Genomic DNA, 22,541 nt, shown 5'->3' on the forward strand with positions numbered 1-22,541 from the left:
CGGACCGATTCGGCCCAAAGGGAAGGAAAGCGAACGAAGTTAGCCCTTTCGAGCTAATGTTCGAGGCGTGAGCCGGGTGTCACCTCCCTGGGAGTGGCCCGGATACGCTTGAGCACGACCCGAGTGCACTGATGACGCGAGGGCAGAGGGGCACCGGCATGGCGCGGCAGGAGGACCGCAAGCAGCAGACGCGGGAGCGGCTGCTGACGGCGGCCCGGCAGCTGTTCGTCAGCCGGGGGTTCGACGAGACGAGCTTCGACGACATCGCACGGGCGGCCGGAGTCGCCCGGCAGACGGCGTTCAACCACTTCCCGCGGAAAGACGACTTCGTGACCGCGTGGGTGGCGGAGCGGCGCGCCGCGATGCAGTCGGCGATGGCGGCGTACGACGCCGGTCCGTCGGCCCGGCGCGCCTCCGCCGCGGCCCGGTTGCTGGTGATCATGCGGGTGATGGCCGACGACTACGAGCAACGGCGCGACGAGGGACGGGTGTTCATCGCCGCGTGGGTGCGATCGGGCGGGCCGATCGTCGAGGAGCCGGTCGCCGCGCACCTGTTCGCCGGCGTGGTCCGCGACGGGCAGCGCGACGGCGAGTTCGTCGACGACATCGACCCGAAGACGGCCGGTGATGTCATCCGGGCGGTTTACCTGGACGTGCTGTGGCGCTGGGCAGGCCCGCAGAACAAGGTACCGGTGGGGGGGCTGTTCGAAGCGCTCACGGCTCACCTCCAACCGGTGCTGACCGGTCTCTGCGTCGAAGCGGACCGCCTCGGGTTGAGGCGGTCCATCGACTTCGTACGCTCGTTGGAGCTCACGCGCCTGGCGGCGCCGGGGGCGGAACCGCCGCCGGAGTAAGCGGCGCGCAACCCCCGCTGTCACCGGTGGGCGCTCGCCCGCCAGGCCCCGTGGTCAGCTCCGGGCGCGGCGCGGCGCAGTTCGTCACCGGTCCGCTTTCGAGAAGCACTCCCGGACCTCGGAGACGAAGACGTCCGGAACCTCCAGCATGGCGAAGTGGCCGCCGCGGTCCAGCGCGCGCCAGTGGCGGAGGTCCTTGAACCGGTCCGCGGTCCAGGCGCGCGGCAGCTTCATCAGGTCACGCGGGAACACCGACACCCCCGCGGGGACCGTCACGGGTGCCGTCATGTCCATGCGCCCGTGGCTCTCCCAGTACAGCCGGGCGGCCGAGGCCGCCGTCGCGGTGAACCAGTAGACCGAGAGGTTGTCGAGGATGCGCTTCAGCGGAACGGCGCTCTCGGGCCCGCTGTCGTTGTCGGTGAACTCGAAGAACTTCTCCACGATCCAGGCGAGTTGCCCGGCCGGGGAGTCGGTCAGGCCGTAGCCGAGCGTCTGGGGCTTCGTGGACTGCTCCGCGGCGTACCCGGTGCCGGTCCGTACGAACTCCTCCCGCTCCGCCAGCCAACGGCGCTCCAGATCGCTGAGGTCCTTGTCGTCGAACCAGGTGGGGCGCAGCACCCACGGGACGGTCGTGTGCATCATCGCGACACGCTCCGGGTGCCGCAGTGCGAGGGTCGTCGTGATCATCGCGCCCCAGTCGCCGCCTTGGGCGAGGAAACGGTCGTAGCCCAGGCGTGCCATGAGCTGAGCCCACGCGTCCGCGATCCGGTCGAGGTTCCAGCCGGGCCCGGCCGGCTTGCCGGAGAAGCCGTAACCGGGCAGGGACGGGATCACCAGGTGAAACGCCGGCTGGTCGGCGGGGGGTTCGACGAGGCCGTCGATGACGTCGAGCGCCTCGACGACGGACCCCGGCCAGCCGTGTGTGATCAGCAGGGGGCGGGCGTCCGGGCGGGCCGATCGGACGTGCAGGTAGTGGATGTCGAGGCCGTCGATGCGGGTGATCCACTGGTCGCGGCGGTTGATCTCGGTCTCGACCGTGCGCCAGTCGTACTCGTCGCGCCAGATGCGGCACAGCCGCCGGGTGTATTCGAGCGGGATGCCCTGCGACCAGTCCGCGACCGTCTCCTTCTCCGGGAAGCGGACCTTGGCGAGCCGCTCCTTGAGGTCGTCGACGGCGGAGTCGGGCACGTGGATCTCGAAGCGACGGATCGCGGTGTCGTCCGGCTCCTCAGGGGTCGTGCCGGTGGTCGTCGTGTCGTTGGTCGTCCTGCCCGTTGTCATGATGTGTCCCTCTCAGCCGGTGACGGGTCGGATCGGAAGCAGCGTGCCGGACAGGTGGTGCGCGGCGCTGCTGCACAGGAAGGCGACGAACTCGACCACGTCCTCCGGCCGGCCGAGGCGTCCTCCCGGGTAGGCCCCGGCGACGCGTTCGATGTACTCGTCGCTGGCGATCGCGCGCATCCCCGGGGTGTCGGTCAGGCCCGGGGCGAGCGAGACGGTGCGGATGCCCTGGTCGGCCAGCTCGCGATGCACGACGTTCGTCAGGATGTTGACGCCGGCCTTGCTGGCTCCGTAGGCGGTCTGGCCGGGGTTCGCCTGCACCCCGATCATGCTGCTGATGTTCACGATGCGGCCTCCGCCGCCGCGGACCATCAGTGGCGCGAAGTGTTTGGTGGTGATGACGCAGCCGATCAGGTTGACGTCGATGACCTTGCGGACCAGTGCGATGTCGACGTCCACGACCGGTGTCATCGCCGGCATGAGAGCCGCGTTGTTGATGAGCGCGTCCACCCGGCCCCACCGGCGGTCCAGGTCGGCCACGGCCTCCCGTACCTGGTCCTCGGAGGTGACGTCGACGCAGGCGGTGTGGATGTGCTCGGCGTCGGTGACGGCGGCCAGTTGCGCGGCGGTCTCCTCGGCCTGGTCCTGTTCGCGCGTCAGTACGGCCACGCGCGCTCCGTGCCCGGCCAGGCAGAGCGCGATCGCCCTGCCGAGTCCGCGGCCGGCCCCGGTGACCGCGATGACCTTGTCCGCGATGTCGTAGTCCATGTGCTGCCCTTCCCGTTCGTTCCCGTTCGCGCAGTCCCCCTTGCCTCATGTAACTGTACTCAAGTACAGATTATTTCCCGCGATGGCTTTGCCTTCTGCGCATGGATGGGCGAGCTTATGGATTTGAGTACATGAACGCGAAGGTATGGGGGTGCGCCCCGCACGCACCGCGGCCCCCGGAGGCCGGTGGAGGCCGGGCCGGGGGCCGCGTCGGTCGGGTGGAGCGGACGGGTGGAGCGGGTGGAGGGGAGGGCTCAGGCGCTCGGGCGGACGGGGATGGAGGTGAAGGTGGGGGAGGGGGCGGGGTCCTGGAAGAAGTCGTTGCCCTTGTCGTCGACGACGACGAACGCCGGGAAGTCCTCGACCTCGATCTTCCAGACGGCCTCCATCCCGAGTTCCGCGTATTCGAGGACGTCGACCTTCTTGATGCAGTCCTGGGCGAGGCGGGCCGCGGGGCCGCCGATGGAGCCGAGGTAGAAACCGCCGTGCGCGGCACACGCGTCGGTGACCTGCTGGGAGCGGTTGCCCTTGGCGAGCATGACGAACGAGCCGCCGGCGGCCTGGAACTGCTCGACGTACGCGTCCATGCGGCCGGCCGTGGTGGGCCCGAAGGACCCGGAGGCGTATCCCTCGGGGGTCTTCGCGGGGCCCGCGTAGTAGACCGCGTGGTCGCGCAGGTACTGCGGCATCCCCTCGCCCGCGTCCAGCCGCTCCTTGATCTTGGCGTGCGCGATGTCGCGCGCGACGACCAGCGGCCCGGAGAGCGAAAGCCGGGTCTTGACCGGGTACTTGGTCAGCTCGGCGCGGATCTCGTCCATCGGCCGGTTGAGGTCGATGCGGACCACGTCGTCGTCGAGGTGCTCGTCGGTGGTCTCCGGCAGGAAACGCGCCGGGTCGGTCTCCAACTGCTCCAGGAAGACGCCCTCCGCGGTGATCTTCGCGAGCGCCTGGCGGTCGGCGGAGCAGGACACCGCGATCGCCACCGGACAGGACGCGCCGTGCCGCGGCAGCCGCACCACGCGCACGTCGTGGCAGAAGTACTTCCCGCCGAACTGCGCCCCGATCCCGATCTTCTGGGTCAGCTCGAAGACCTGCTGCTCCAGCTCCTTGTCCCGGAAGCCGTGCCCGGCCGGGGACCCTTCGGCGGGCAACTCGTCGAGGTAGTGCGCGGAGGCGTACTTCGCCGTCTTCAGCGCGAACTCCGCGCTGGTGCCGCCGACCACGATCGCCAGGTGGTACGGCGGGCAGGCGGCCGTACCCAGCGAGCGGATCTTCTCCTCCAGGAACCGCATCATCGACGCCTCGTTCAGCACCGCCTTCGTCTCCTGGTAGAGGAAGGACTTGTTGGCGCTGCCACCGCCCTTCGCCATGAACAGGAACTTGTACGCGCCGCCGTCGGTGGCGTACAGCTCGATCTGGGCGGGCAGGTTGGAGCCGGTGTTCTTCTCCTCCCACATGGTCAGCGGGGCCATCTGGGAGTAGCGCAGGTTCAGCTTGGTGTACGCGTCGTAGATGCCGCGGGACAGGGCTTCCTCGTCGCCGCCCTCGGTCAGCACCTGCTGGCCGCGCTTGCCCATCACGATCGCGGTGCCGGTGTCCTGGCACATCGGGAGCACGCCGGCGGCCGCGATGTTCGCGTTCTTCAGCAGGTCCAGGGCGACGAAGCGGTCGTTCGGGCTGGCCTGCGGGTCGTCCAGGATGCGGCGGAGCTGGGCGAGGTGGGTCGGGCGCAGGTAGTGCGAGATGTCGTGCATGGCCTCGGCGGCCAGGCGCCGCAGCGCCTCGGGCTCCACCTTCAGGAAGGTGCGGCCGTCCGCCTCGAACGTGCTGACGCCTTCGGCGGTGACCAGGCGGTACGAAGTGGGGTCCGCACCGAGCGGAAGCAGATCCGTATAGGTGAACTCGGGCATATGCGGCAATCCTCACTCGGCTGCGTCGACGCTGAAGCATATTCAGAGTAATTCCCCCGCACCCCGCCTCCGCCGCGGGGCCGGGTGCCCCGGTGGAGGGCCCGCCGGGGGTCGCGGGCGCCCCGGCCGAAGGTGGTACGGAGCGCCCGCGCCGAAGCCGGTGCGGGCCGATTCCCCGCGCCCCCTAAGGGAGGGCTCAGGGGGCCCTCGGGGTAGTCGCGATCTATCGCGTCTGTGGACGGCTGTGTACGGTGGTCGGGTGGACGAATCGCCGCTCCAGAAGCGCTCGCAGCCCGCGGAAACGCCCGACCGCCCCAGCCCGGCGACCAGCCCCGCCGCCCCGGCGGTCCCGCAGACGGCCGGCGGCGCCCTGCGAGCCTCGGACGCCGACCGCGACCGGATGGCCGACATCCTGCGCGAGGCTCTCGCCGAGGGCCGCCTCGACGCGGAGGAGCACTCCGAGCGGCTGGACCGGGTCTACGCCGCGAAGACCGTCGGCGAACTGGAGCCGCTGGTGGGGGACCTGCCCGCGGGCCGTGTGACCACCGCGGCGGCGCCCTCGGCCGCGGCGCGCTCGTACGCGGGCGAGCCGATCGGCGAGAACCCCACCCTGGTCGGCATCCTCAGCGGAGCGGAACGCAAGGGCCGTTGGCGGGTCGGCAACCGGATCACCGCGGTCGCGGTCATGGGCGGGATCGAGATCGACCTGACCGAGGCGACGTTCACCTCGCCGGAACTGGTCATCCACTGCACCGCGGTCATGGGTGGCATCAGCATCAAGGTCCCGGAGAACGTCACGCTGCAAGGCAGTGGCGTGATCGGCATCATGGGCGGCGCCGACGTGCGGGCCTTCGAGGCCCCCGACCCGCAGGCGCCGTCGGTCCGGGTCGTGGGCGTCGCCTTCTGGGGCGGGGTCGAGGCCAAGGCCAAGCGCGGCAAGAAGGTCGTCGACTGGGCGAAGAAGCGGCTCGAAGGCTGACGGTGGTGACCGCGGTGACGGTGGCGGCAGCGACCGGCACGGTCTGACGCTGCTCGCCCCGGCCTGACGCGGCCCGACACGGCTGACACCGCCCTGACGCGGACGCCGGCCGTTCCTCCCGGGCGGCTCGCGCCCGAAGCCTGGCCCGACTCCGGCCCCAACTCCCGCCCGCCCCCGGCATTCCGGACGACCGGGGCGGCGCACGCCGGAGCGATGGTCGTACGCGGGAACGAACACGGTGCGCATGAAGTCGCGCACAGCGGGTAGGGGAACGGCACGCCGCCGCACGGCAGCTCCGCCCAGCTTCGCCGGGCGCCGGGCAGCGACGGGCAAGCGTGGCAATCTCCCCCAGAGCCGCGCCTGGGGGACCCCCAACGCCGTCGTCAGGAGTTTCCCGTGCTTCAACCGATCGAGCCCGCCACGGACCTCACGCTCCCGCCCGGACACCCGCGGGATCTGGGCGGCCCCTGGCACTCGGAGGCCGCCTGCCGAAGCGACGAGGCGGGGCTGTTCTTCGCTCCGTCGAAGGAGCCGACGGCGGCCCGGCTGTCGCGCGAGGAAGCCGCCAAGCGGGTCTGCGCGCGGTGCCCGGTGATGCTCGAATGCCGTGAACACGCCCTGTTGCAGCCGGAGCCGTACGGAGTGTGGGGTGGCATGACCGCCGCCGAGCGCCGCGTTGTGCTCGCCCGCAGGCGCCGTCGCGAGGTCGAACTCCAGCACACGGCCCCCCGCATCGCCGCCGCCGGCTGAGCACCGCCGGCCGCGGGTGGCGGTCGGCGGTGCCCACAAGGAGTCGTCAGGGAGTCGTCCAGGAGCCGTCAGGACACCAGCGAGGACCGTAGATCGTCCATCGGGACGGAGAAGACGATCCGCTGCCGTACCACCGTGCCGGTCGTCGGGTACTCACCGTCCGGGGCCGCGGCCCATTCCGTCTGCGCCCACACCTGGTTCTGGTCGGCCATGAAGGTCATCCCCTCCGAGTGCTGTGCCCAGGAGTGCTCGGCGGCGGTGCCGGCGCTGGTGCTGCCGCCGGTCGAGGTGGTCGCGTGTGCCGCGGTCTGCGCTCCGGTGGCAGGCAGCGGAACCCGCCATGGGATGCCGTGTACCCCCGGACTGCCCAGCGAATCAGCGGTGTAGACGACTCTCTCGCCGTTCTCGGTCTGATTCAGCGTGCCTTGGATGCCGACGATGTCCGTGTCGTACACGTCGATCGGATCGGCGTGGCCGGCGCTGTTCACGGCGATGGGCATCAGACGGCTGGTCGGCGCGAGCTTGTAGCGCCAGATCCGGGAGGTCGCCCCGACCGTACCCGAGGAGACCCACTCGTTGGCGACCAGCGTGTAGGGGTCCTGCGACCGGTCCATGGACAGCCCGTCGAAGCAGGGCAGCCGGTCGGCGCTGTGATCCTTGTAGGAGCAGCCCGAGGTGACGCTGTACGACCCGATGGCCGGCCAGAAGTACTGGTAGCCGTGGGCCGACACCTGGCTGCCGCGGTGGCCGATCCAGGAGGCGTTCGTGTTCGCCTGGTAGATGTGCTTGGTCGAGAAGACGTAGATCGCGTTGTGGTGCGCGTCGCCGTCGAGCGACGCGGTGACCAGCAGCTTGTCGCCCCACCACACCATGCCGCCCATGTGCGAGCCGAAGCGGGCGAAGTTCGTGCCGCCGGCGGTGGGGATGACCGGCAGCACCCACCGGTAGCCGAGCTTGTTCGGCGACCCGTCGGTGTCGTTGATCACCGCGATGCGCCCCATGGCGGTGGTCTTGGGGGCGCTGGCCCAGCCGGAGAGCAGCACGCGGTCGGTCCCCCACACGCCGTCGCCGTCGGCGTCGCCGGAGGAGGTCATGCCCTGGGGCGAAAAGCTCTGCGTGGCGGCGTCCCCGGCGTCCCAGCAGTAGGCGCTGCTCGCGGTCGGGGTGAGGGGCGCGGTGTCCTTCTCGTCGGCGGTGCAGTCGCCGCCGGTGACCGTGTGCAGATGGTGGTTCACGGTGTTCGCGATGGTGTGGATGCTGCTGTTGGCGAAGGTGTCGTCCATCGCCTGCTGCGACGCGTCCGATACGCGGTGCACCGTCAGTTCGAGTTTCGCCGCCGCCGCGGACGAGGCGCGGACCGCCTTGCCCGGGGTTCCGGGCGACGCGCTCGCCGAGCCCGCGGCGCCCAAGGAGGCGAGGCCGAGCGCGAGCGCCGCGATCCCCACCGCCGTGACGCGGCCGGTCAGCCGCCACCTGCCCGCCCGGGACCGCCCCTTGCGGGTCCCCGTCCCGGTCCTTGTCCTCGTCGTCGTCCCTGTCTTCGTCTCCGGTGCTCTTCCGTCCCCGTCGACACGCTTCACTGGTACGCCTCTCCGTCGCCTTCAGTCGGGCGGACGGATGCCCCCGCGTCCAAGTTCCCCACGTGGACACCCCCCGGCGAAGGGGAACGCTATCGCGCCGGGTGGCAGCGGTGAAGGGTGTCACGGTCGGGTGCGAGACCGGGGCCTCACGTACATACGTATGCACGCACGCGTACGCGTGGCCGAGGGACGCAGGCGGCCGGCGACGCGGGCGCGCCACCCGTCGCGACGGATGGCGGGCAGCGCCCGGCCCGGCTCGCCTGGCGTCCTCTTCCCCTACCGGGGCGGGCAGTTGGCGGTCGGTCGGCGGTGAGGAGGCGGTCAGTTCGCCCGGTCGAAGTCGATCGCGCTGTATGCCCGCAGCTTCGACAGCCGGTGCACCGAGTCGATCTGCCGGATCGTGCCGGACTTCGACCGCATCACCAGGGAGGAGGTGGTGGCCGTCTCCGCCCGGTAGCGCACGCCGCGCAGCAGTTCGCCGTCGGTGATGCCGGTCGCCACGAAGAACACGTTGTCGCCGCTGACCAGGTCCGTGGTGTGCAGCACGCGGTCCAGGTCGTGGCCCGCGTCCAGCGCCTTGCGCCGCTCCGCGTCGTCCTTCGGCCACAGCCGGCCCTGGATCGTGCCGCCCATGCAGGCCATCGCGCAGGCGGTGATGATGCCCTCCGGGGTGCCGCCGATGCCCAGCAGCATGTCGACGCCGGTGCCTTCGCGGGCCGCCATGATCGCGCCCGCCACGTCGCCGTCCGCGATGAACTTGATCCGCGCGCCGGTCTCCCGGATCTGCCGGGCCAACTCGTCGTGGCGCGGCCGGTCGAGCACCACGACCGTCACGTTCTCGGGGGCGATGCCCTTCGCCTTCGCCACCCGGCGGATGTTCACCGCGGGCGGCGCGGTGATGTCCACGAACTCGGCCGCCTCCGGGCCGACCACCAGCTTGTCCATGTAGAAGACCGCCGACGGGTCGTACATCGTGCCGCGGTCGGCCGCCGCGAGCACCGACACGGCGTTCGGCATGCCCTTGGCGGTCAGCGTGGTGCCGTCCACCGGGTCCACGGCGACGTCGCACTCCGCACCGGTGCCGTCGCCGATCCGCTCGCCGTTGTAGAGCATCGGCGCTTCGTCCTTCTCGCCCTCACCGATGACGACCACGCCGTTCATCGACACGGTGTGCACGAGGGTGCGCATGGCCTTGACGGCGGCGCCGTCCGCTCCGTTCTTGTCGCCTCGGCCCACCCAGCGGGCCGAGGCCATCGCGGCGGCCTCGGTGACCCGGACCAGTTCCAGGGCGAGGTTGCGGTCGGGTGCCTCCGGACTCACTTCGAGCTGCGGAGGCAAGTGCTGTTCGGTCATCACGCGCACCTTTCTGTACGGGGACGGCCGGAAAATGAGGGTGCTGCGACCTTATCGGGTGAACTGCAAATCTGAGCAGGGGACATGTCACATGAGCAGTCACCAACTCTTCGGGTACCCGGCGGACGGGCCGCAAACGCCCATGGGGGACGATAGGGCGCGTGGCAGCGGACAAGCGTGGTGGCAACAAGACGATCCGGGACCTGGTCCTGTCGATGCTCGTGCTCGGGGTCGTCGTCTACCTGATCTATCTGTTCATCCCGCACGACTCCAAGGGGACCCCGGTCAAGACGGAGACGGTCGGGTACAGCGTGGAGCTGAAGCAGGCGAGGCGGGACGCGCCCTACCCGGTGGCCGGCCCCGAAGGGCTCAGCGCGAAGTGGCACGCCACCTCCGTCACGTACACCGCGGGCGACCGCCGCAACGTGACCTGGCACCTCGGTTTCATCGACCCCGACCAGCAGTACGTGGCGCTGGAGCAGTCCAACGGCGACCCGACCGGCTTCATCAGCCAGGTGACGATCAACGCGCACCGCGACGCAGGGCGTACGGTCGCGGTCGGCGGGGCGAGCTGGCAGTACTACACCGGCGGGCGTTACGACGCGCTGGTGCGCGAGGAGAAGGGCGTCACCACGGTGGTGCTCGGTACGGCGCCGGACGCCCAGCTCCAGCGCTTCGCGGCGACCCTCAAGCCGTAAGCGGCTTCCGGCCCGTCGGCGCCCTCAGGCCGTGAGTCGGACATTGCCGTGAGTCGGACCTTGCCGTGGGCGGGTGGGGCGCTATTCGGGCTCGGCGCTCTCCGCCTCTTCGGGGTCCTCCGCTGCCAGCGCGGCGTCCAGCCGGGCCCGGGCGCCCTCCAGCCAGCGCCGGCAGACCTTGGCCAGCTCCTCGCCCCGCTCCCACAAGGCGAGCGACTCCTCCAAGGTCGCGCCGCCCGCTTCCAGGCGGCGCACCACGTCCACGAGCTCGTCGCGGGCCTGTTCGTAGCCGAGTACGGCGCTGGTGGATTCCTCGTCTGCCATGCCCGCAAGCCTAGGGCGTACTGCGGACAGTCCCGAGCGGCGCGGAGCGAGGTCGGTCCGGCGACCGGATCTCCAGCATCAGGCACCCCGTCCTCGTCCGGTAGGGGCCGTGCGGCATGCCCGGCGGGCGGGAGGCGTAGTGCCCCGCGCTGAAGGTGCGGCCGAGGGTGAGGTCCTCCAACTCGCCCTCCAGCAGGTACACCTCCTCGTAGTAGGGGTGCCGGATCACGCCCGCCGCGGAGGTGTCGAGCCCGGGCTCCCAACGGGCCAGCCGGGTCTGCTCGACCGCCGGATCGGGCCCGGCGGACAGCGGCCGCTCGCTCACCCCGGGCGCGCCCTCGGCCGCGCGCCACGGCACCCCCGCCGTGTCGTGGAACTCGTGCTCGTCCTTCATCGCCCGCCCTCTTCCGGCATCAACCCGCCCTCTTCCGCTCGGTTCGCGCCTCAGTTCACCTGGACCCGCACCGTGAAGTCGCCCTCGGCGACGCGGGCGCGCAGCGTGTCGCCGTCGGCGACCTCGGCCGGGTCGCGGACCGCCGCGCCGTCCTCGCGCTGGAGGACCGCGTAGCCGCGGCGGAGGGTGGCCGCGGGGGAGAGGGCGACGACGCGGGCGAGGGTGTGGGTGAGGTCGGCGTCGGCCCGGTCGAGCAGGTGCCCCAGGGTGCGCCGGGCCCGGTCCACCCGGTCGGCGACCTCCGTCTCGCGCTGCTCGACCATGCGGTACGGCGCCGCGAGGGCGGGACGGCTGAGCGCCGCCTCAAGCCCGCGCTCCTCCCGGTCGAGGATGCCGCGCAGCACCCGCAGCGCCCGGTCCCGTACCAACCGGACGCGGGCCAGCTCCTCCCGCACGTCCGGCACGATCCGCTTGGCGGCGTCCGTGGGGGTGGACGCGCGCAGGTCGGCGACCAGGTCGAGCAGTGGCGTGTCCGGCTCGTGCCCGATCGCGGAGACCACCGGGGTGCCGCACGCCGCGACCGCCCGCACCAGCCGCTCGTCGGAGAACGGCAGCAGGTCCTCCACGCTGCCCCCGCCGCGCGCCACCACGATGACGTCGACCTCCGGGTGGGCGTCGAGCTGCTGCACCGCCTCGACCACCCGGGGGACCGCGGCCGCGCCCTGCACGGGGACGTTCCGCACCTCGAAGCGGACGGCGGGCCAGCGCAGCCGCGCGTTCTCCCGTACGTCCCGCTCGGCGGCCGACGCGCGGCCGGTCACCAGGCCGATCAGCCCGGGCAGGAACGGCAGCGGGCGCTTGCGGTCCGCCGCGAAGAGCCCCTCGGCCGCCAGCGACTTCTTCAACTGCTCCAGCCGCGCCAGCAGTTCGCCCATCCCGACCGGCCGGATCTCGCTCGCCCGCAGCGACAGCGTGCCCCGCGGTCCGTACCACTCCGGTTTGGCGTGCACCACGACCCGCGCGCCCTCGCCGACCACGTCGGCCACCTGTTCGTACACCGCGCGGTAGCAGGTCACGGACAACGACGTGTCGTGCGACGGGTCGCGCAGCGTCAGGAACACCACCCCGGCACCCGGGCGGCGGGAGAGCTGCGTGATCTGGCCCTCCACCCACACCGCGCCGAGCCGGTCGATCCACCCGCCGATCAGCCGCGACACCTCGCCGACCGGAATCGGCGCTTCCGCCGAGGTGTTCAGAGCCATACCCGCACCTTAGTGCGCCCCGCCGACACCCCACCCCGCCCCGGAGACGGCCCCGTACGATGGACCGCATGACCTCTGACTCCACCCGCCGTGTCCTCCTCGCCGCCCCCCGCGGGTACTGCGCGGGTGTGGACCGTGCCGTCATCACCGTCGAGAAGGCGCTGGAGCAGTACGGCGCCCCGGTCTACGTCCGCAAGCAGATCGTGCACAACAAGTACGTGGTGCAGACCCTGGAGAAGAAGGGCGCCGTCTTCGTCGACGAGACGGAGGAGGTGCCCGAGAACGCGATCGTGATCTTCTCCGCGCACGGCGTGGCCCCGGTCGTGCACGAGGAGGCCGCCCAGCGCAGCCTCGCCTCGATCGACGCGACCTGCCCGCTGGTCACCAAGGTGCACAAGGAAGCCGTCCGCTACGCCGGCGAGGACTACGACATCCTGCTCATCGGCCACGAGGGCCACGAAGAGGTCGTCGGCACCATGGGCGAGGCGCCCGAGCGCATGCACCTGGTCGACGGCCCCGCCGACGCGGCCAAGGTGAAGGTGCGCGACGAGTCCAAGGTGGTCTGGCTCTCGCAGACCACGCTCTCGGTCGACGAGACGATGGAGACCGTGGACGCCCTCAAGGACCGCTTCCCGCGGCTGGTCTCGCCGCCGAGCGACGACATCTGCTACGCCACGCAGAACCGCCAGGTCGCGGTGAAGCAGATCGCCGCCGACGCCGACCTGGTGATCGTGGTCGGCTCCCGCAACTCCTCCAACTCCATCCGGCTGGTCGAGGTCGCGCTGCAGGCCGGCGCCGGCGCGTCGTACCTGGTGGACTTCGCCGAGGAGTGCGAGGACGGCTGGCTGGAGGGCGTGCGCACGGTCGGCGTGACCTCGGGCGCGTCCGTACCGGAGGTGCTGGTCGACGGGGTGCTGGAGTGGCTGGCCGCGCGCGGCTTCGACGACGTGTCGGTGGTGACCTCCGCGCAGGAGTCCATCCAGTTCTCGCTGCCGAAGGAACTGCGCCGGGATCTGCGTGCGGAGGCCGTCGAGCGGGAATCGGCCAAGAGGTGAGCGGTTCCACCCACCTTTAACCTGGGGGCCATGAACATGTTCGGTGTGGACATCGGCGGTACGGGAATCAAGGGCGCTCCGGTCGATCTCGACCGGGGCGACCTGTCGGACGAGCGGCACAAGGTGCCCACCCCGCAGCCGGCGACACCGGAGGGTGTCGTCGAGGGCGTGGCCGAGGTGGTCGAGCACTTCGGCCACAAGGGCCCGCTCGGCGTGACCTTCCCCGGCGTGGTGGTGGACGGCGTGACCCGCACCGCCGCCAACATGGACAGCGGCTGGGTGGGCGTGGACGCGCGGAAGCTGATCAGCGAGCGGCTGAGCCTGCCGGTGGTGATCCTCAACGACGCGGACGCCGCGGGGGTCGCCGAGATGACCTTCGGGGCCGGCCGCGGCCGCGGCGGCACCGTCATGCTGCTCACCCTCGGCACCGGGATCGGCAGCGCGCTGTTCGTGGACGGGCACCTGGTGCCCAACACCGAGCTGGGCCACCTGGAACTGCACGGCCACGACGCGGAGAAGCGCGCGTCGGTCAAGGCCCGTGAGGACGAGGATCTGAGCTGGGAGCACTGGGCGCACCGGCTGAAGAAGTACCTCGCGCACGTGGAGATGCTCTTCTCGCCCGACCTGTTCGTGATCGGCGGCGGGGTGAGCCGGAAGCCCGACAAGTTCCTGCCGCTGATCCACGGGATCAGCGCGGAGATCGTCCCCGCGGAGTTGCAGAACAACGCGGGGATCGTCGGCGCCGCGATGGCTGCCGCAAAGCTCTGACCGCCACGATCGCGGCGGCGAGCACCGTACCGGTGTAGAGCCAGCCGGTCATCAGGGCCAGGCCGGTGAAGACCCCGACCACGTGCCCGAGCAGGCTGCCGTCGCCGCTGTCGGCCGTCAGGGTGATGCCCACCGCGAACGCGATGGGCGCCGCCACCGGTGCCGCCACCAGGTCGTACGGCCGTACGTACACCGCCGCGGCGATGCACACGGCGATGAAGACCAGCCCGAAGAGGACGCCGGGGCCGTCGAAGAGCAGGGAGTCGACGGCCCCGCCGAGCACCGTCACCACGGTGGTCAGGGCGCCCGTGCCGAGGCCGGTCAGGCGGGGACGGGGGCGGGGCAGGGCCCGCAGCCGGTGCGCGGCCGCCGCGAGCCGGTTGCTCGGCCGGGGCGGCGCGGACGCGGATGTCGAGGCCGAGGCCGCGGTCGATCCGGACGCCGCCGCCGAGGCTGCCGGCGCCGCCTTCGACGGGAGTGCGGCGGGGACCTGGCGGGCGGTGGTGCTCGTACGCGCAGTGTGTTGCTCCACCTACTCAACGTAGGCGGGTTGCGCTGGTCGCGCAGGTCCGGGACACGCGGATTCGCTCGCCTGGGCCCTCTGTTCGAAGTGCTCCGTTCGAGTGAGGCGGGGTTGACGCGGGGGTGATGGGCGGAGGTCGGGTGGGCGTCCCGCCGGTGGCGCGGCGGCCCGTAGACTGGTCGGCGCCAGCCCCCACCTCCTGCCCACGGGAAGTCGTCACGTGTCGCTCTCCATCGGAATCGTCGGCCTGCCGAATGTCGGCAAGTCGACGCTCTTCAACGCCCTGACCAAGAACGACGTGCTGGCGGCCAACTACCCGTTCGCCACCATCGAGCCCAACATCGGCGTGGTCGGCGTGCCCGACCCACGGCTGCACCGGCTCGCCGAGATCTTCGACTCGGCCCGGGTGCTCCCCGCCACGGTGGACTTCGTCGACATCGCCGGCATCGTCCGCGGTGCCTCGGAGGGCGAGGGCCTGGGCAACAAGTTCCTCGCGAACATCCGGGAGTCCGACGCGATCTGCCAGGTGATCCGCGCCTTCAAGGACGAGAACGTGGTCCACGTGGACGGCAAGGTCTCGCCCCGCGACGACATCGAGACGATCAACACCGAGCTGATCCTCGCCGACCTGCAGTCCGTGGAGAAGGCGATCCCGCGCCTGACCAAGGAATCGCGGATGCAGAAGGACAAGGCGAAGGTGCTGGCCGCGGCCGAGGCCGCGCAGACGATCCTCGCCGCAGGTGACACCCTCTTCTCCCACGGCATCACCAAGGACACCGAGCAGGGCGCCCTCCTGCACGAGCTGCACCTGCTCACCACGAAGCCGTTCCTCTACGTCTTCAACGTCGACGAGGACGAGCTCACCGACGAGGCGTTCAAGGACGAGCAGCGCGCCCTGATCGCCCCCGCCGAGGCGATCTTCCTCAACGCCAAGCTCGAAGCCGACCTGGCCGAACTCGACGACGCCGAGGCCCTCGAACTCCTCCAGTCCGTCGGTCAGGAGGAGCCCGGGCTCGCCACCCTCGCCCGGGTCGGCTTCAACACCCTCGGGCTCCAGACCTACCTCACGGCCGGTCCCAAGGAGTCCCGCGCCTGGACCATCAAGCGCGGCGCCACCGCACCCGAGGCCGCGGGCGTGATCCACACCGACTTCCAGAAGGGCTTCATCAAGGCCGAGGTCATCTCCTTCGACGACCTCGTGACCACCGGCTCCGTCGCCGAAGCCCGCGCGAAGGGCAAGGCCCGCATGGAGGGCAAGGACTACGTCATGCAGGACGGCGACGTGGTGGAGTTCCGCTTCAACGTCTAGCCGAGCGGGCGGAAGGCCGTCTGACCTGCGGCGGAGCGGGCTGGGCGGCCCGGCGGTCCGCACTCAGTCCGCAAGGCCGAGGTCGTAGTAGCCCCACTTCATCGTCACGTCGTGCGTGGACCGGTAGGCGGACCCGAGAGCACGCCATGCTTCGGAGGCGCCGGTGGTGTGAGCCGTCGTGGTCAGTTCGTTGATCAGCGCAGGCAGCCGTTCCGCGGCCGCACTGAGGCGGGCACCGCGTACGTGCCGACAGATGTCGTCGGCCGCGGCGACGAGTTCGGGAAGGCTCCGGAGTCGCAGGTCCGCCTCGCCGCCTCGTCGCCGGACACGCATCGGAGGGCGCACCGCCGGTGCACTTGCCTGTTCAGACGCCGGACTCTGCCCTCCCGTACCTTCCGCACGGCTCAGCACCCCTGTATCCAGGAACTCCACACTGTCGAACACGGGAAGGTGCTCTCGGTGCGGACGCACGGCAAAGAACGAGAGACGGCCAACGAAGGAAAACCGCACCGGGCCTCCGGAGTCAAGACAGCGGTACCCGCGCCACCAGAAACCGGCTTCGTCTCGCCACAAGGCATACTCGCCCTGCAGGGCGCCGTGGGCAACGCCGCTGTCGTGCAGATGCTCCGCACCGACGGCCCGGCGCGGAAACCGCACCGGCACGGACCCGGGTCCGGCCACCAGCAGGCCGGGCAGGAGTCCGCGGTGCAGCGGTCGGCCGTCCATGACGTCCTGCGTTCCGGAGGCCGCCCCCTCGACGGCGCCACCCGCGCCGACATGGAGAGCCGGCTGGGCGCCGACTTCTCCGACGTCCGCATCCACGACGACGCCACGGCGAGGGCTTCGGCCGCGGAGATCGACGCCCGCGCCTACACCAGCGGCAACCACGTCGTCATCGGCGACGGCGGCGATGACACGCACACGCTCGCCCACGAACTCACCCATGTCGTCCAGCAGCGCCAGGGTGCCGTCGCCGGTACCGACAACGGGTCGGGGCTCAAGGTCTCCGACCCCTCCGACCGCTTCGAACAAGAAGCGGAGGCGAACGCCACGCGGGTGATGAGTGGTCCGGCTCCCGCCCAGCCGATCGCCGCCGGACCGGAGGAAGCCGCCGCGCACGGTGCCACGGCGGAGCCGGCCGTGCAGCGGAAGACCACGCAGGTGACGGTGCAACGGCGCGGCGGCGCGGCGGTGTCGGGCGTCATGGACGCCTTCTCGCCCGCGGCCGACGCCGCTTCGGCGGGCATGTCCCCCAGCGGCGCCAGCAGCAACGCTCTCACCGGCATGAGCCTGGGCGCGGCGGTCGTCGGGACCGGCATGAAAAGCAAGGAGCTCTACGACGCCAACGCGGCCAAGAAGGCCTCGGCGGCGGGTACGGCCAAGCACCACATAGCGTCCCGTGACGAGAAAGCGGCCGGCAACGACGTGTTCTCGAACATCTCGGGCACCGGGAGTCAGGCCGCGAGTCTGGCGGGAGGCCTCGTCGGCGAGGCGGCCGCCAACCATGCCTCCCTGGCCGGAACGGGAATCGGGCTTCCCTCGTCGGTCCTACAGGTGGGTCGCTACGCCAGGAAGTCCTACAAGGCAGACCAGCGGATCCGGGCTCTGCGGGCCCTGATGGCGAAAGAGGAAGCGCCCGCGGAGGCACTGAAGGCGGCGAAGGACCTGCTGCCCGCGCTGCTCCACAAGGTGAGGGAAGCAGACGAGGAACTCCGCCGGGCGAAGCGGGAGTACACGAGCCGGATACAGGAGCTGGACGAGCGCGCGACCCGCGGGGAGGACGTCGATCGCGGGTCCCTCAAACCTCTCAAGGAGGCCGTCGACCAGGCGGAGACGGACCGTACCGCGGCAGAGGCGGAACTGACCCGCGGAGAGCAGGAATACGCGGCGCTGAAGCCCGCCTCCGACGCCATGCACGAGGCCGTCAAGGGACTGGCGGAGAAGGCCAAACATTACGACGGCACCGTGAGCGACGAGATCTCGCTGCGGGACATCCAGGCATACGCGGTACGGAAGAACGCGAGCGGCAGGCTCCGCAAGGGCATCACGGCCGTGGGCTCCATGCTGAGCATCGGCGGTTCCATAGCCTCCATCATCGCCACGGCGGCGATCATGGGCGCCGCCGTGGCCGGCGCGGGTGCCGTCGCCGCGACCCCGGTCGGCTGGGGACTGGCCGCCGCCGCCGCCGCGGTGGCGTTGGGGCTGGCCAGCTACAAGGGGTGGAAGAAGCTCTCCCATCGATGGCACCAGACGGGTGTGCCGGACGCCCGGACCGGCGCTGTCCCGTCCAAGCGGAAGCGGCTGCTCCAGACGCTGAACCTGACGAAGGACGTCGGCGTCAACGAGCGTGAGCAGCATGCCGCCGCCCTCTACCGCTTGGCGGCCGACGGCCCGGACGCCAAGCGGGTCGAGGAGGCCCGCGCGACGCTTGACGCCCTCGGCTTGAGCTGGGACGAGATGAAGAACGACGAGGAAGGCGGCAAGAAGCTCATCGCGGCCAAGCTCGCCTCCGGCTGATCGCCGAGGAGACGGGACGCGCACCGACCCGTCGGTGCGCTCCTGCTCTTCGCTGAGACGGAAACCGAGACGGCTGAAGGGCGGCACCCGGCGCGGGTGCCGCCCTTCCGCTCTGCTTGGTCAGGATCTAGGGCGTGTATCGAATGCGCTGGTCACAGCCACTCGTTGATGGCTGCGATGAGGACGGTCGCCTCGTAGCGGACCGCGAGCTTGTCGTAGCGCGTCGCCACGCCACGGTGCCTCTTGAGGCGGTTGATCCCGCACTCGACCGCGTGCCGCGCCTTGTAGTCCTCGGCGTCGAGCCTGGGCGGCCGGCCGCCGCGAGAGCGGCGCTTCTTGCGGTGGGCCGCCTGGTCGGCCTTGTCCGGAATCGTGCAGCGGATTCCGCGTCGTCGCAGGCAGGCGCGGTTCTTACGTGAGGCCTATGCCTTGTCGGCGCGGACGCGATCAGGCCGGGTGCGCGGCCGTCCGACGCCTCGGCGGGCGACGCGGACCTTGTTCAGGACCGGCTCGAACTGCGGGGAGTCGCCGCGCTGTCCGGCCGTGATCACGATGGACCTCGGCTTCTGGCCCTGCTCAACGGCCAGATGCACCTTGGCGGTCAGGCCGCCGCGCGAGCGGCCGAGGCTGTGGTCGTTCGGCTCGACGCCGACCCCGCCGGGCGGCTCCTTCCGCAGGTCCCCCCTCTCCGTGCCCCGGCGGCGTGCTGGTGGGCCGGGCAACGGCGGCGGGTTCGGGGCGCGAGCGATCAGGGGGTGGGGCGGGGGCGGCGGAGGAGGGCTTCGACGCGGGGGCGGTCCTGCGGGGAGGGGGTACAGGTGACGACCTTGTGCTCGGGGTTGTCCGCGAGTTGGAGCACGACGTGGTGGAGGGTGAACTCGCCGAGCTCCGGATGGCGCAGCCGCTTCGTGCCCGAGCCGACGGTGTCGACCTTGTGCTGCGGCCACCACTCCCGCACCTCCGGGCTCACCGCGTGGAGGCGTTCGAGCAGGTCGGCGAAGCCGGGGTCGCCCGGATGCCTGGCCGCGGCCGTGCGCAGCCGTCCGAGCAGCGCCGACGCCTCCTCCTCCCAGTCGACGACGATCCGCCGGGCCTCCGGGTCCGCGAACATCCACCAGAGCATGTTGCGCGTCTGCGGCGGCCGGGCCGGCCAGTCGGTCCACAGCACCCGGGCGGCCCGGTTGGACGCCAGCACGTCCCAGTGCCTGCCGGTGACGTAGGAAGGGCACGGGTCGAGCCGGTCGACGAGGGAGACGACGGCGGGCGGAAGCGTCTCCATGGCGGCGGAGGTCTGCGCCGGTTCCGGCGGGGCGCCGTGGACGAGTTGGTGGACGTGGGCCCGTTCGTACACGTCGAGTCGCAGCGCCGCGGCCAGCGCGTCGAGGACCTGCCGGGAGGGCCGTACCTCGCGGCCCTGTTCCAGGAAGGCGTAGTAGGTCGCAGAGATGGACGCGAGCTGGGCCACCTCCTCGCGGCGCAGGCCGCGGGTCCGGCGCCGAGTGCCCGGCGGAAGGCCGACGTCGGAGGGCTGGAGCCGTTCGCGGCGAGAGCGGAGCAGATCGCCCAACTCCCTTGCCTGGGTCACCGTATGGGGCATCCTGGCACTCTCGTTACTAGGAAAGACGTCCTATGGATGGCGCTGGGGGACGCGGTTACGGTGACCTCATGGACAATCGAATCATCGGGCCGGAGGGGCTCACCGTATCCGCTGTCGGACTCGGTTGCATGGGGATGTCCCAGGGCTACGGAGCGGCCGACGACGCCGAGTCGATCGCGGTCCTGCAGCGCGCCGTCGACCAGGGGGTCACCTTCCTGGACACGGCGATGAGCTACGGCAGCGGCCACAACGAGGAGTTGCTCGGCAAAGCCCTGGCCGGCCGGCGCGACCAGGTCGTGCTGGCCACCAAGTTCGGGATCGTCCGCAGCCCGGAGGGGGTCCGGGTCGACGGCCGCCCGGAGAACGTCCGGCGCCACTGCGAAGCCTCGCTGGCCCGGCTCGGGACGGACCGCATCGACCTGTACTACCAGCACCGCGTCGACCCGCAGGTCCCCATCGAGGAGACGGTCGGGGCGATGGCCGAGCTTGTGGCCGAGGGCAAGGTCCGCCACCTCGGGCTGTCGGAGGCGAGCCCCGAGGAACTCGAACGGGCCGCCGCCACCCACCCGATCAGCGCCGCGCAGTACGAGTGGTCGCTGTGGTGGCGCGACATCGAGGACGACGTGCTGCCCACGGCCCGCCGGCTGGGCATCGGGATGGTTCCGTACAGCCCGGTGGGCCGCGGCTTCCTGGCCGGGCCGGTCGGCGTGGACGGTTTCGGTGCCGGCGACTTCCGGCAGAACGACCCCCGGTTCCAGGCCGAGAACCTCAAGCAGAACGAGGCGATCGTCGCCGAGGTGCGGTCGCTGGCCGCGGCGCGCGGGGTGACGCCCGCTCAGCTCGTGCTCGCCTGGCTGCTCGCCCAGGGCGACGACGTCGTCCCGATCCCCGGGACGCGCCGGGCCGAGCGGGTCGAGGAGAACGCCAAGGCCGCCGACGTCGAGCTGTCCCAGGACGACCTCGACCGGCTGGAGGCCGTCGCCCCGCGTGACGCGTGGGTGGGCGACCGCCAGTCCTTCGCCGCGCACCGCGTGGTGCGGACCCCGGTCTGACGCGCTGCCCAGTCCGCCCGGCCGTTCCGGTCGGGCGGACTGGACGTGCCCGTGCCCGTGCCGGCCCACCGTGATGGTGGGCCGGCACTCGCGCGCGTGCGGCTGTCCGTCCGGTACGGCCGCTGTCACGCGGTGGCCGGCACCGGTCGCGGCCGGGCGAGGACGACGACGCCCAAGGCGAGGACGGCACCCGCGGCCAGGACGATCCCGGAGTCGTGCAGGGTGGACAGGGTGCCGAGCACGGCGACGCCCAGCGCGGACCCCGCCTGGCGTCCGGCGTTCAGCGCGCCCTGTCCCGTCGCGGCCAGGTGGGAGGGGGCGGCGCCCGCCATGTCGGCGGTGGCCGCGGGGATGGCGAGGGTGCTGCCGAAGCCGAGCACCACCTGCATGCCGATGATCATCCCCAGCGGCGTGTGCGTCCCGGAGAGGGCGAGCAGGAGTCCGGAGACCACGTCGAGGCCGAGGCCGGCGAGGAGCACCGGCCGGGCGCCGGCACGCGCGACGATCCGTCCGGCGAAGAACGGCATGAAGCACATGGGGAGCGTCATCGGGAGGAAGGCCAGGCCGGTCTGCAGGGCCGACAGGCCGCGTTCCAGGACCATCCACTGGGTAAGCGCGAACAGCACGCCGTAGAAGACGAAGGACGCCATGGCGCCGGCCATCAGGTCGGCCTTGACCCGGGTCAGCCCGATCAGCGCCGGCGGCAGGATCGGTGCCTCGGCCCGCCGTTCGGCGACGACCAGCAGCACGAAGGCGATCAGGGCGCCGCCCAGGGCCAGCAGCGGAGCGGGCCGGCCCCACCCGGAGGTGCCCGCGTCCACCAGCCCGAAGGTGAGCGCGCTCAGCCCGGCGACGGACAGCAGCAGCCCCGCGCGGTCGACCGGCCTCGGCTCGTTCTGCGGCCGGTGCCCACTCAGTCCGCGCGCCAGCAGCAGCGTGACGAAGGCGATCGGCGGGTTGACGAGGAACACCAGCCGCCAGCCGCCGAGTTCGACCAGTGCGCCGCCCAGCACCGGCCCCAGGATGAGTCCGATGCTGCTGATGGCGGCCCAGGCGCCGATCATGCGGGACCGCTGCGCGGCATCCGGGAACAGGGCGGCCAGCAGGCCGAGGGACGCGGGGACCAGTCCGGCCGCCGCGACGCCGAGCAGCGCCCGTCCGCCGATCAGGGTGCCCACGTCGGGCGCCAGGGCGCACAGCAGCGAGATGACGCCGAAGGCGGCGAGCGCGATGCGGTAGATCCGGCGCGGCCCCCACCGGTCGGCGACGGCGCCCGCGGCCAGCAGCAGCCCGGCGAAGACGACGGTGTACGCGTCCACCGCCCAGGGCAGCGCCGCTGCGGAGGCGTGCAGGTCGTGCCGTGCGTCCGGCAGGGCGACGTTGAGGATCGAGGTGTCGAGCAGCACGAGGAAGTTGCCGACCACGATGCCCGCGAAGTGGCCGTTCGGGCCCCTCCGTGCCGGTTCGTCCACGACGGGAGTCTTGCCACTGGTCAGAGTCATGGCATCAGCGTCCCGAAGTCCGGCGGGGTGCGACCAGGCTGTCCTTTCGATGGCGCCATCGGACT

22 protein-coding genes are annotated in these 22,541 nt (G+C 71.5%); 9 read left to right on the plus strand and 13 right to left on the minus strand.

Annotated features, from left to right (window positions below):
• The first annotated feature begins 158 nt into the window (after positions 1–158).
• A complete protein-coding gene (locus OG370_RS26975) occupies positions 159–854 on the plus strand; it encodes a TetR/AcrR family transcriptional regulator (RefSeq protein WP_328468619.1) in 696 nt (231 codons plus the stop codon).
• An 84-nt stretch (positions 855–938) separates the two neighbouring features.
• Here OG370_RS26975 and OG370_RS26980 read toward each other — a convergent pair whose 3' ends face one another.
• The 3 genes from OG370_RS26980 to OG370_RS26990 all read right to left on the minus strand — a co-directional run bounded on the left by OG370_RS26980 (position 939) and on the right by OG370_RS26990 (position 4,813).
• Entirely contained in the window at positions 939–2,135 is a 1,197-nt protein-coding gene (locus tag OG370_RS26980) for an epoxide hydrolase family protein (protein ID WP_328468621.1), read from the minus strand.
• A gap of 12 nt (positions 2,136–2,147) precedes the next feature.
• Entirely contained in the window at positions 2,148–2,903 is a 756-nt protein-coding gene (locus tag OG370_RS26985) for an SDR family NAD(P)-dependent oxidoreductase (protein ID WP_328468623.1), read from the minus strand.
• Positions 2,904–3,157: 254 nt separating this feature from the next.
• A complete protein-coding gene (locus OG370_RS26990; protein WP_328468625.1) occupies positions 3,158–4,813 on the minus strand; it encodes a fumarate hydratase in 1,656 nt (551 codons plus the stop codon).
• Between the two features lie 259 nt (positions 4,814–5,072).
• Here OG370_RS26990 and OG370_RS26995 point away from each other — a divergent pair, with 259 nt between their 5' ends.
• Positions 5,073–5,792 carry a DUF1707 SHOCT-like domain-containing protein gene (locus OG370_RS26995; protein WP_328468627.1) on the plus strand — a complete coding sequence of 240 codons (720 nt, stop codon included), beginning with the start codon at positions 5,073–5,075 and terminating at the stop codon, positions 5,790–5,792.
• Positions 5,793–6,188: 396 nt separating this feature from the next.
• A complete protein-coding gene (locus OG370_RS27000; RefSeq protein ID WP_443060751.1) occupies positions 6,189–6,542 on the plus strand; it encodes a WhiB family transcriptional regulator in 354 nt (117 codons plus the stop codon).
• Between the two features lie 68 nt (positions 6,543–6,610).
• Here the strand turns inward: OG370_RS27000 and OG370_RS27005 are convergent, their stop codons facing one another.
• Entirely contained in the window at positions 6,611–7,987 is a 1,377-nt protein-coding gene (locus OG370_RS27005) for a hypothetical protein (protein ID WP_328468629.1), read from the minus strand.
• A 456-nt stretch (positions 7,988–8,443) separates the two neighbouring features.
• Positions 8,444–9,475, minus strand: coding sequence for a class II fructose-bisphosphatase (gene glpX / locus OG370_RS27010; RefSeq protein WP_328468631.1), 1,032 nt, complete (start codon positions 9,473–9,475; stop codon positions 8,444–8,446).
• A gap of 215 nt (positions 9,476–9,690) precedes the next feature.
• Between glpX and OG370_RS27015 the strand changes: the two genes are divergently transcribed.
• Positions 9,691–10,173, plus strand: coding sequence for a DUF4245 domain-containing protein (locus OG370_RS27015; protein ID WP_443060897.1), 483 nt, complete (start codon positions 9,691–9,693; stop codon positions 10,171–10,173).
• Between the two features lie 81 nt (positions 10,174–10,254).
• Here OG370_RS27015 and OG370_RS27020 read toward each other — a convergent pair whose 3' ends face one another.
• Genes OG370_RS27020 through xseA form a run of 3 tightly spaced genes read right to left on the minus strand, consistent with a single transcriptional unit; the run spans position 10,255 to position 12,153 of the window.
• Positions 10,255–10,497: an exodeoxyribonuclease VII small subunit gene (locus tag OG370_RS27020; protein ID WP_328468635.1), complete on the minus strand. Its 243-nt coding sequence runs from the start codon at positions 10,495–10,497 to the stop codon at positions 10,255–10,257.
• A gap of 10 nt (positions 10,498–10,507) precedes the next feature.
• Positions 10,508–10,891 carry a cupin domain-containing protein gene (locus OG370_RS27025; protein WP_328468637.1) on the minus strand — a complete coding sequence of 128 codons (384 nt, stop codon included), beginning with the start codon at positions 10,889–10,891 and terminating at the stop codon, positions 10,508–10,510.
• Positions 10,892–10,941: 50 nt separating this feature from the next.
• A complete protein-coding gene (gene xseA / locus OG370_RS27030) occupies positions 10,942–12,153 on the minus strand; it encodes an exodeoxyribonuclease VII large subunit (RefSeq protein ID WP_328468639.1) in 1,212 nt (403 codons plus the stop codon).
• A gap of 59 nt (positions 12,154–12,212) precedes the next feature.
• Between xseA and OG370_RS27035 the strand changes: the two genes are divergently transcribed.
• A complete protein-coding gene (locus OG370_RS27035) occupies positions 12,213–13,208 on the plus strand; it encodes a 4-hydroxy-3-methylbut-2-enyl diphosphate reductase (RefSeq protein ID WP_328468641.1) in 996 nt (331 codons plus the stop codon).
• Positions 13,209–13,238: 30 nt separating this feature from the next.
• A complete protein-coding gene (gene ppgK / locus OG370_RS27040) occupies positions 13,239–13,976 on the plus strand; it encodes a polyphosphate--glucose phosphotransferase (RefSeq protein WP_328468643.1) in 738 nt (245 codons plus the stop codon).
• On the opposite strand, the gene OG370_RS27045 is transcribed toward ppgK, so the two are convergent.
• The gene (locus OG370_RS27045) at positions 13,897–14,508 is read right to left on the minus strand and encodes a DUF6542 domain-containing protein (RefSeq protein WP_328468645.1); all 612 of its coding nucleotides are present in this window, start codon (positions 14,506–14,508) and stop codon (positions 13,897–13,899) included. The two genes, ppgK and OG370_RS27045, sit on opposite strands and share 80 nt — an antisense overlap.
• Positions 14,509–14,719: 211 nt before the next feature.
• Between OG370_RS27045 and ychF the strand changes: the two genes are divergently transcribed.
• Complete coding sequence (ychF, locus tag OG370_RS27050) at positions 14,720–15,808, plus strand: redox-regulated ATPase YchF (RefSeq protein WP_328468647.1); 1,089 nt, start codon at positions 14,720–14,722, stop codon at positions 15,806–15,808.
• 63 nt (positions 15,809–15,871) lie between these two features.
• On the opposite strand, the gene OG370_RS27055 is transcribed toward ychF, so the two are convergent.
• Positions 15,872–16,141: a hypothetical protein gene (locus tag OG370_RS27055; RefSeq protein ID WP_328468649.1), complete on the minus strand. Its 270-nt coding sequence runs from the start codon at positions 16,139–16,141 to the stop codon at positions 15,872–15,874.
• Positions 16,142–16,405: 264 nt separating this feature from the next.
• Here OG370_RS27055 and OG370_RS27060 point away from each other — a divergent pair, with 264 nt between their 5' ends.
• Positions 16,406–18,325 carry an eCIS core domain-containing protein gene (locus OG370_RS27060; RefSeq protein WP_443060752.1) on the plus strand — a complete coding sequence of 640 codons (1,920 nt, stop codon included), beginning with the start codon at positions 16,406–16,408 and terminating at the stop codon, positions 18,323–18,325.
• A 422-nt stretch (positions 18,326–18,747) separates the two neighbouring features.
• On the opposite strand, the gene OG370_RS41555 is transcribed toward OG370_RS27060, so the two are convergent.
• Together OG370_RS41555 and OG370_RS27070 are read right to left on the minus strand one after the other, a co-directional pair.
• The gene (locus OG370_RS41555) at positions 18,748–19,047 is read right to left on the minus strand and encodes a transposase (RefSeq protein WP_443060753.1); all 300 of its coding nucleotides are present in this window, start codon (positions 19,045–19,047) and stop codon (positions 18,748–18,750) included.
• A gap of 26 nt (positions 19,048–19,073) precedes the next feature.
• Positions 19,074–19,922, minus strand: a complete 849-nt coding sequence (locus tag OG370_RS27070; protein ID WP_328468651.1) for an MmyB family transcriptional regulator — start codon at positions 19,920–19,922, stop codon at positions 19,074–19,076.
• Between the two features lie 68 nt (positions 19,923–19,990).
• Between OG370_RS27070 and OG370_RS27075 the strand changes: the two genes are divergently transcribed.
• Positions 19,991–20,974 (plus strand): aldo/keto reductase, encoded by a 984-nt coding sequence (locus tag OG370_RS27075; RefSeq protein WP_328468653.1) that lies wholly within the window; start codon positions 19,991–19,993, stop codon positions 20,972–20,974.
• 125 nt (positions 20,975–21,099) lie between these two features.
• Here the strand turns inward: OG370_RS27075 and OG370_RS27080 are convergent, their stop codons facing one another.
• Positions 21,100–22,476: an MFS transporter gene (locus OG370_RS27080; RefSeq protein WP_328468655.1), complete on the minus strand. Its 1,377-nt coding sequence runs from the start codon at positions 22,474–22,476 to the stop codon at positions 21,100–21,102.
• Between the last annotated feature and the right edge of the window lie 65 nt (positions 22,477–22,541).

The sequence above is a fragment of the Streptomyces sp. NBC_00448 genome (assembly GCF_036014115.1).
Lineage (GTDB): Bacteria > Actinomycetota > Actinomycetes > Streptomycetales > Streptomycetaceae > Actinacidiphila.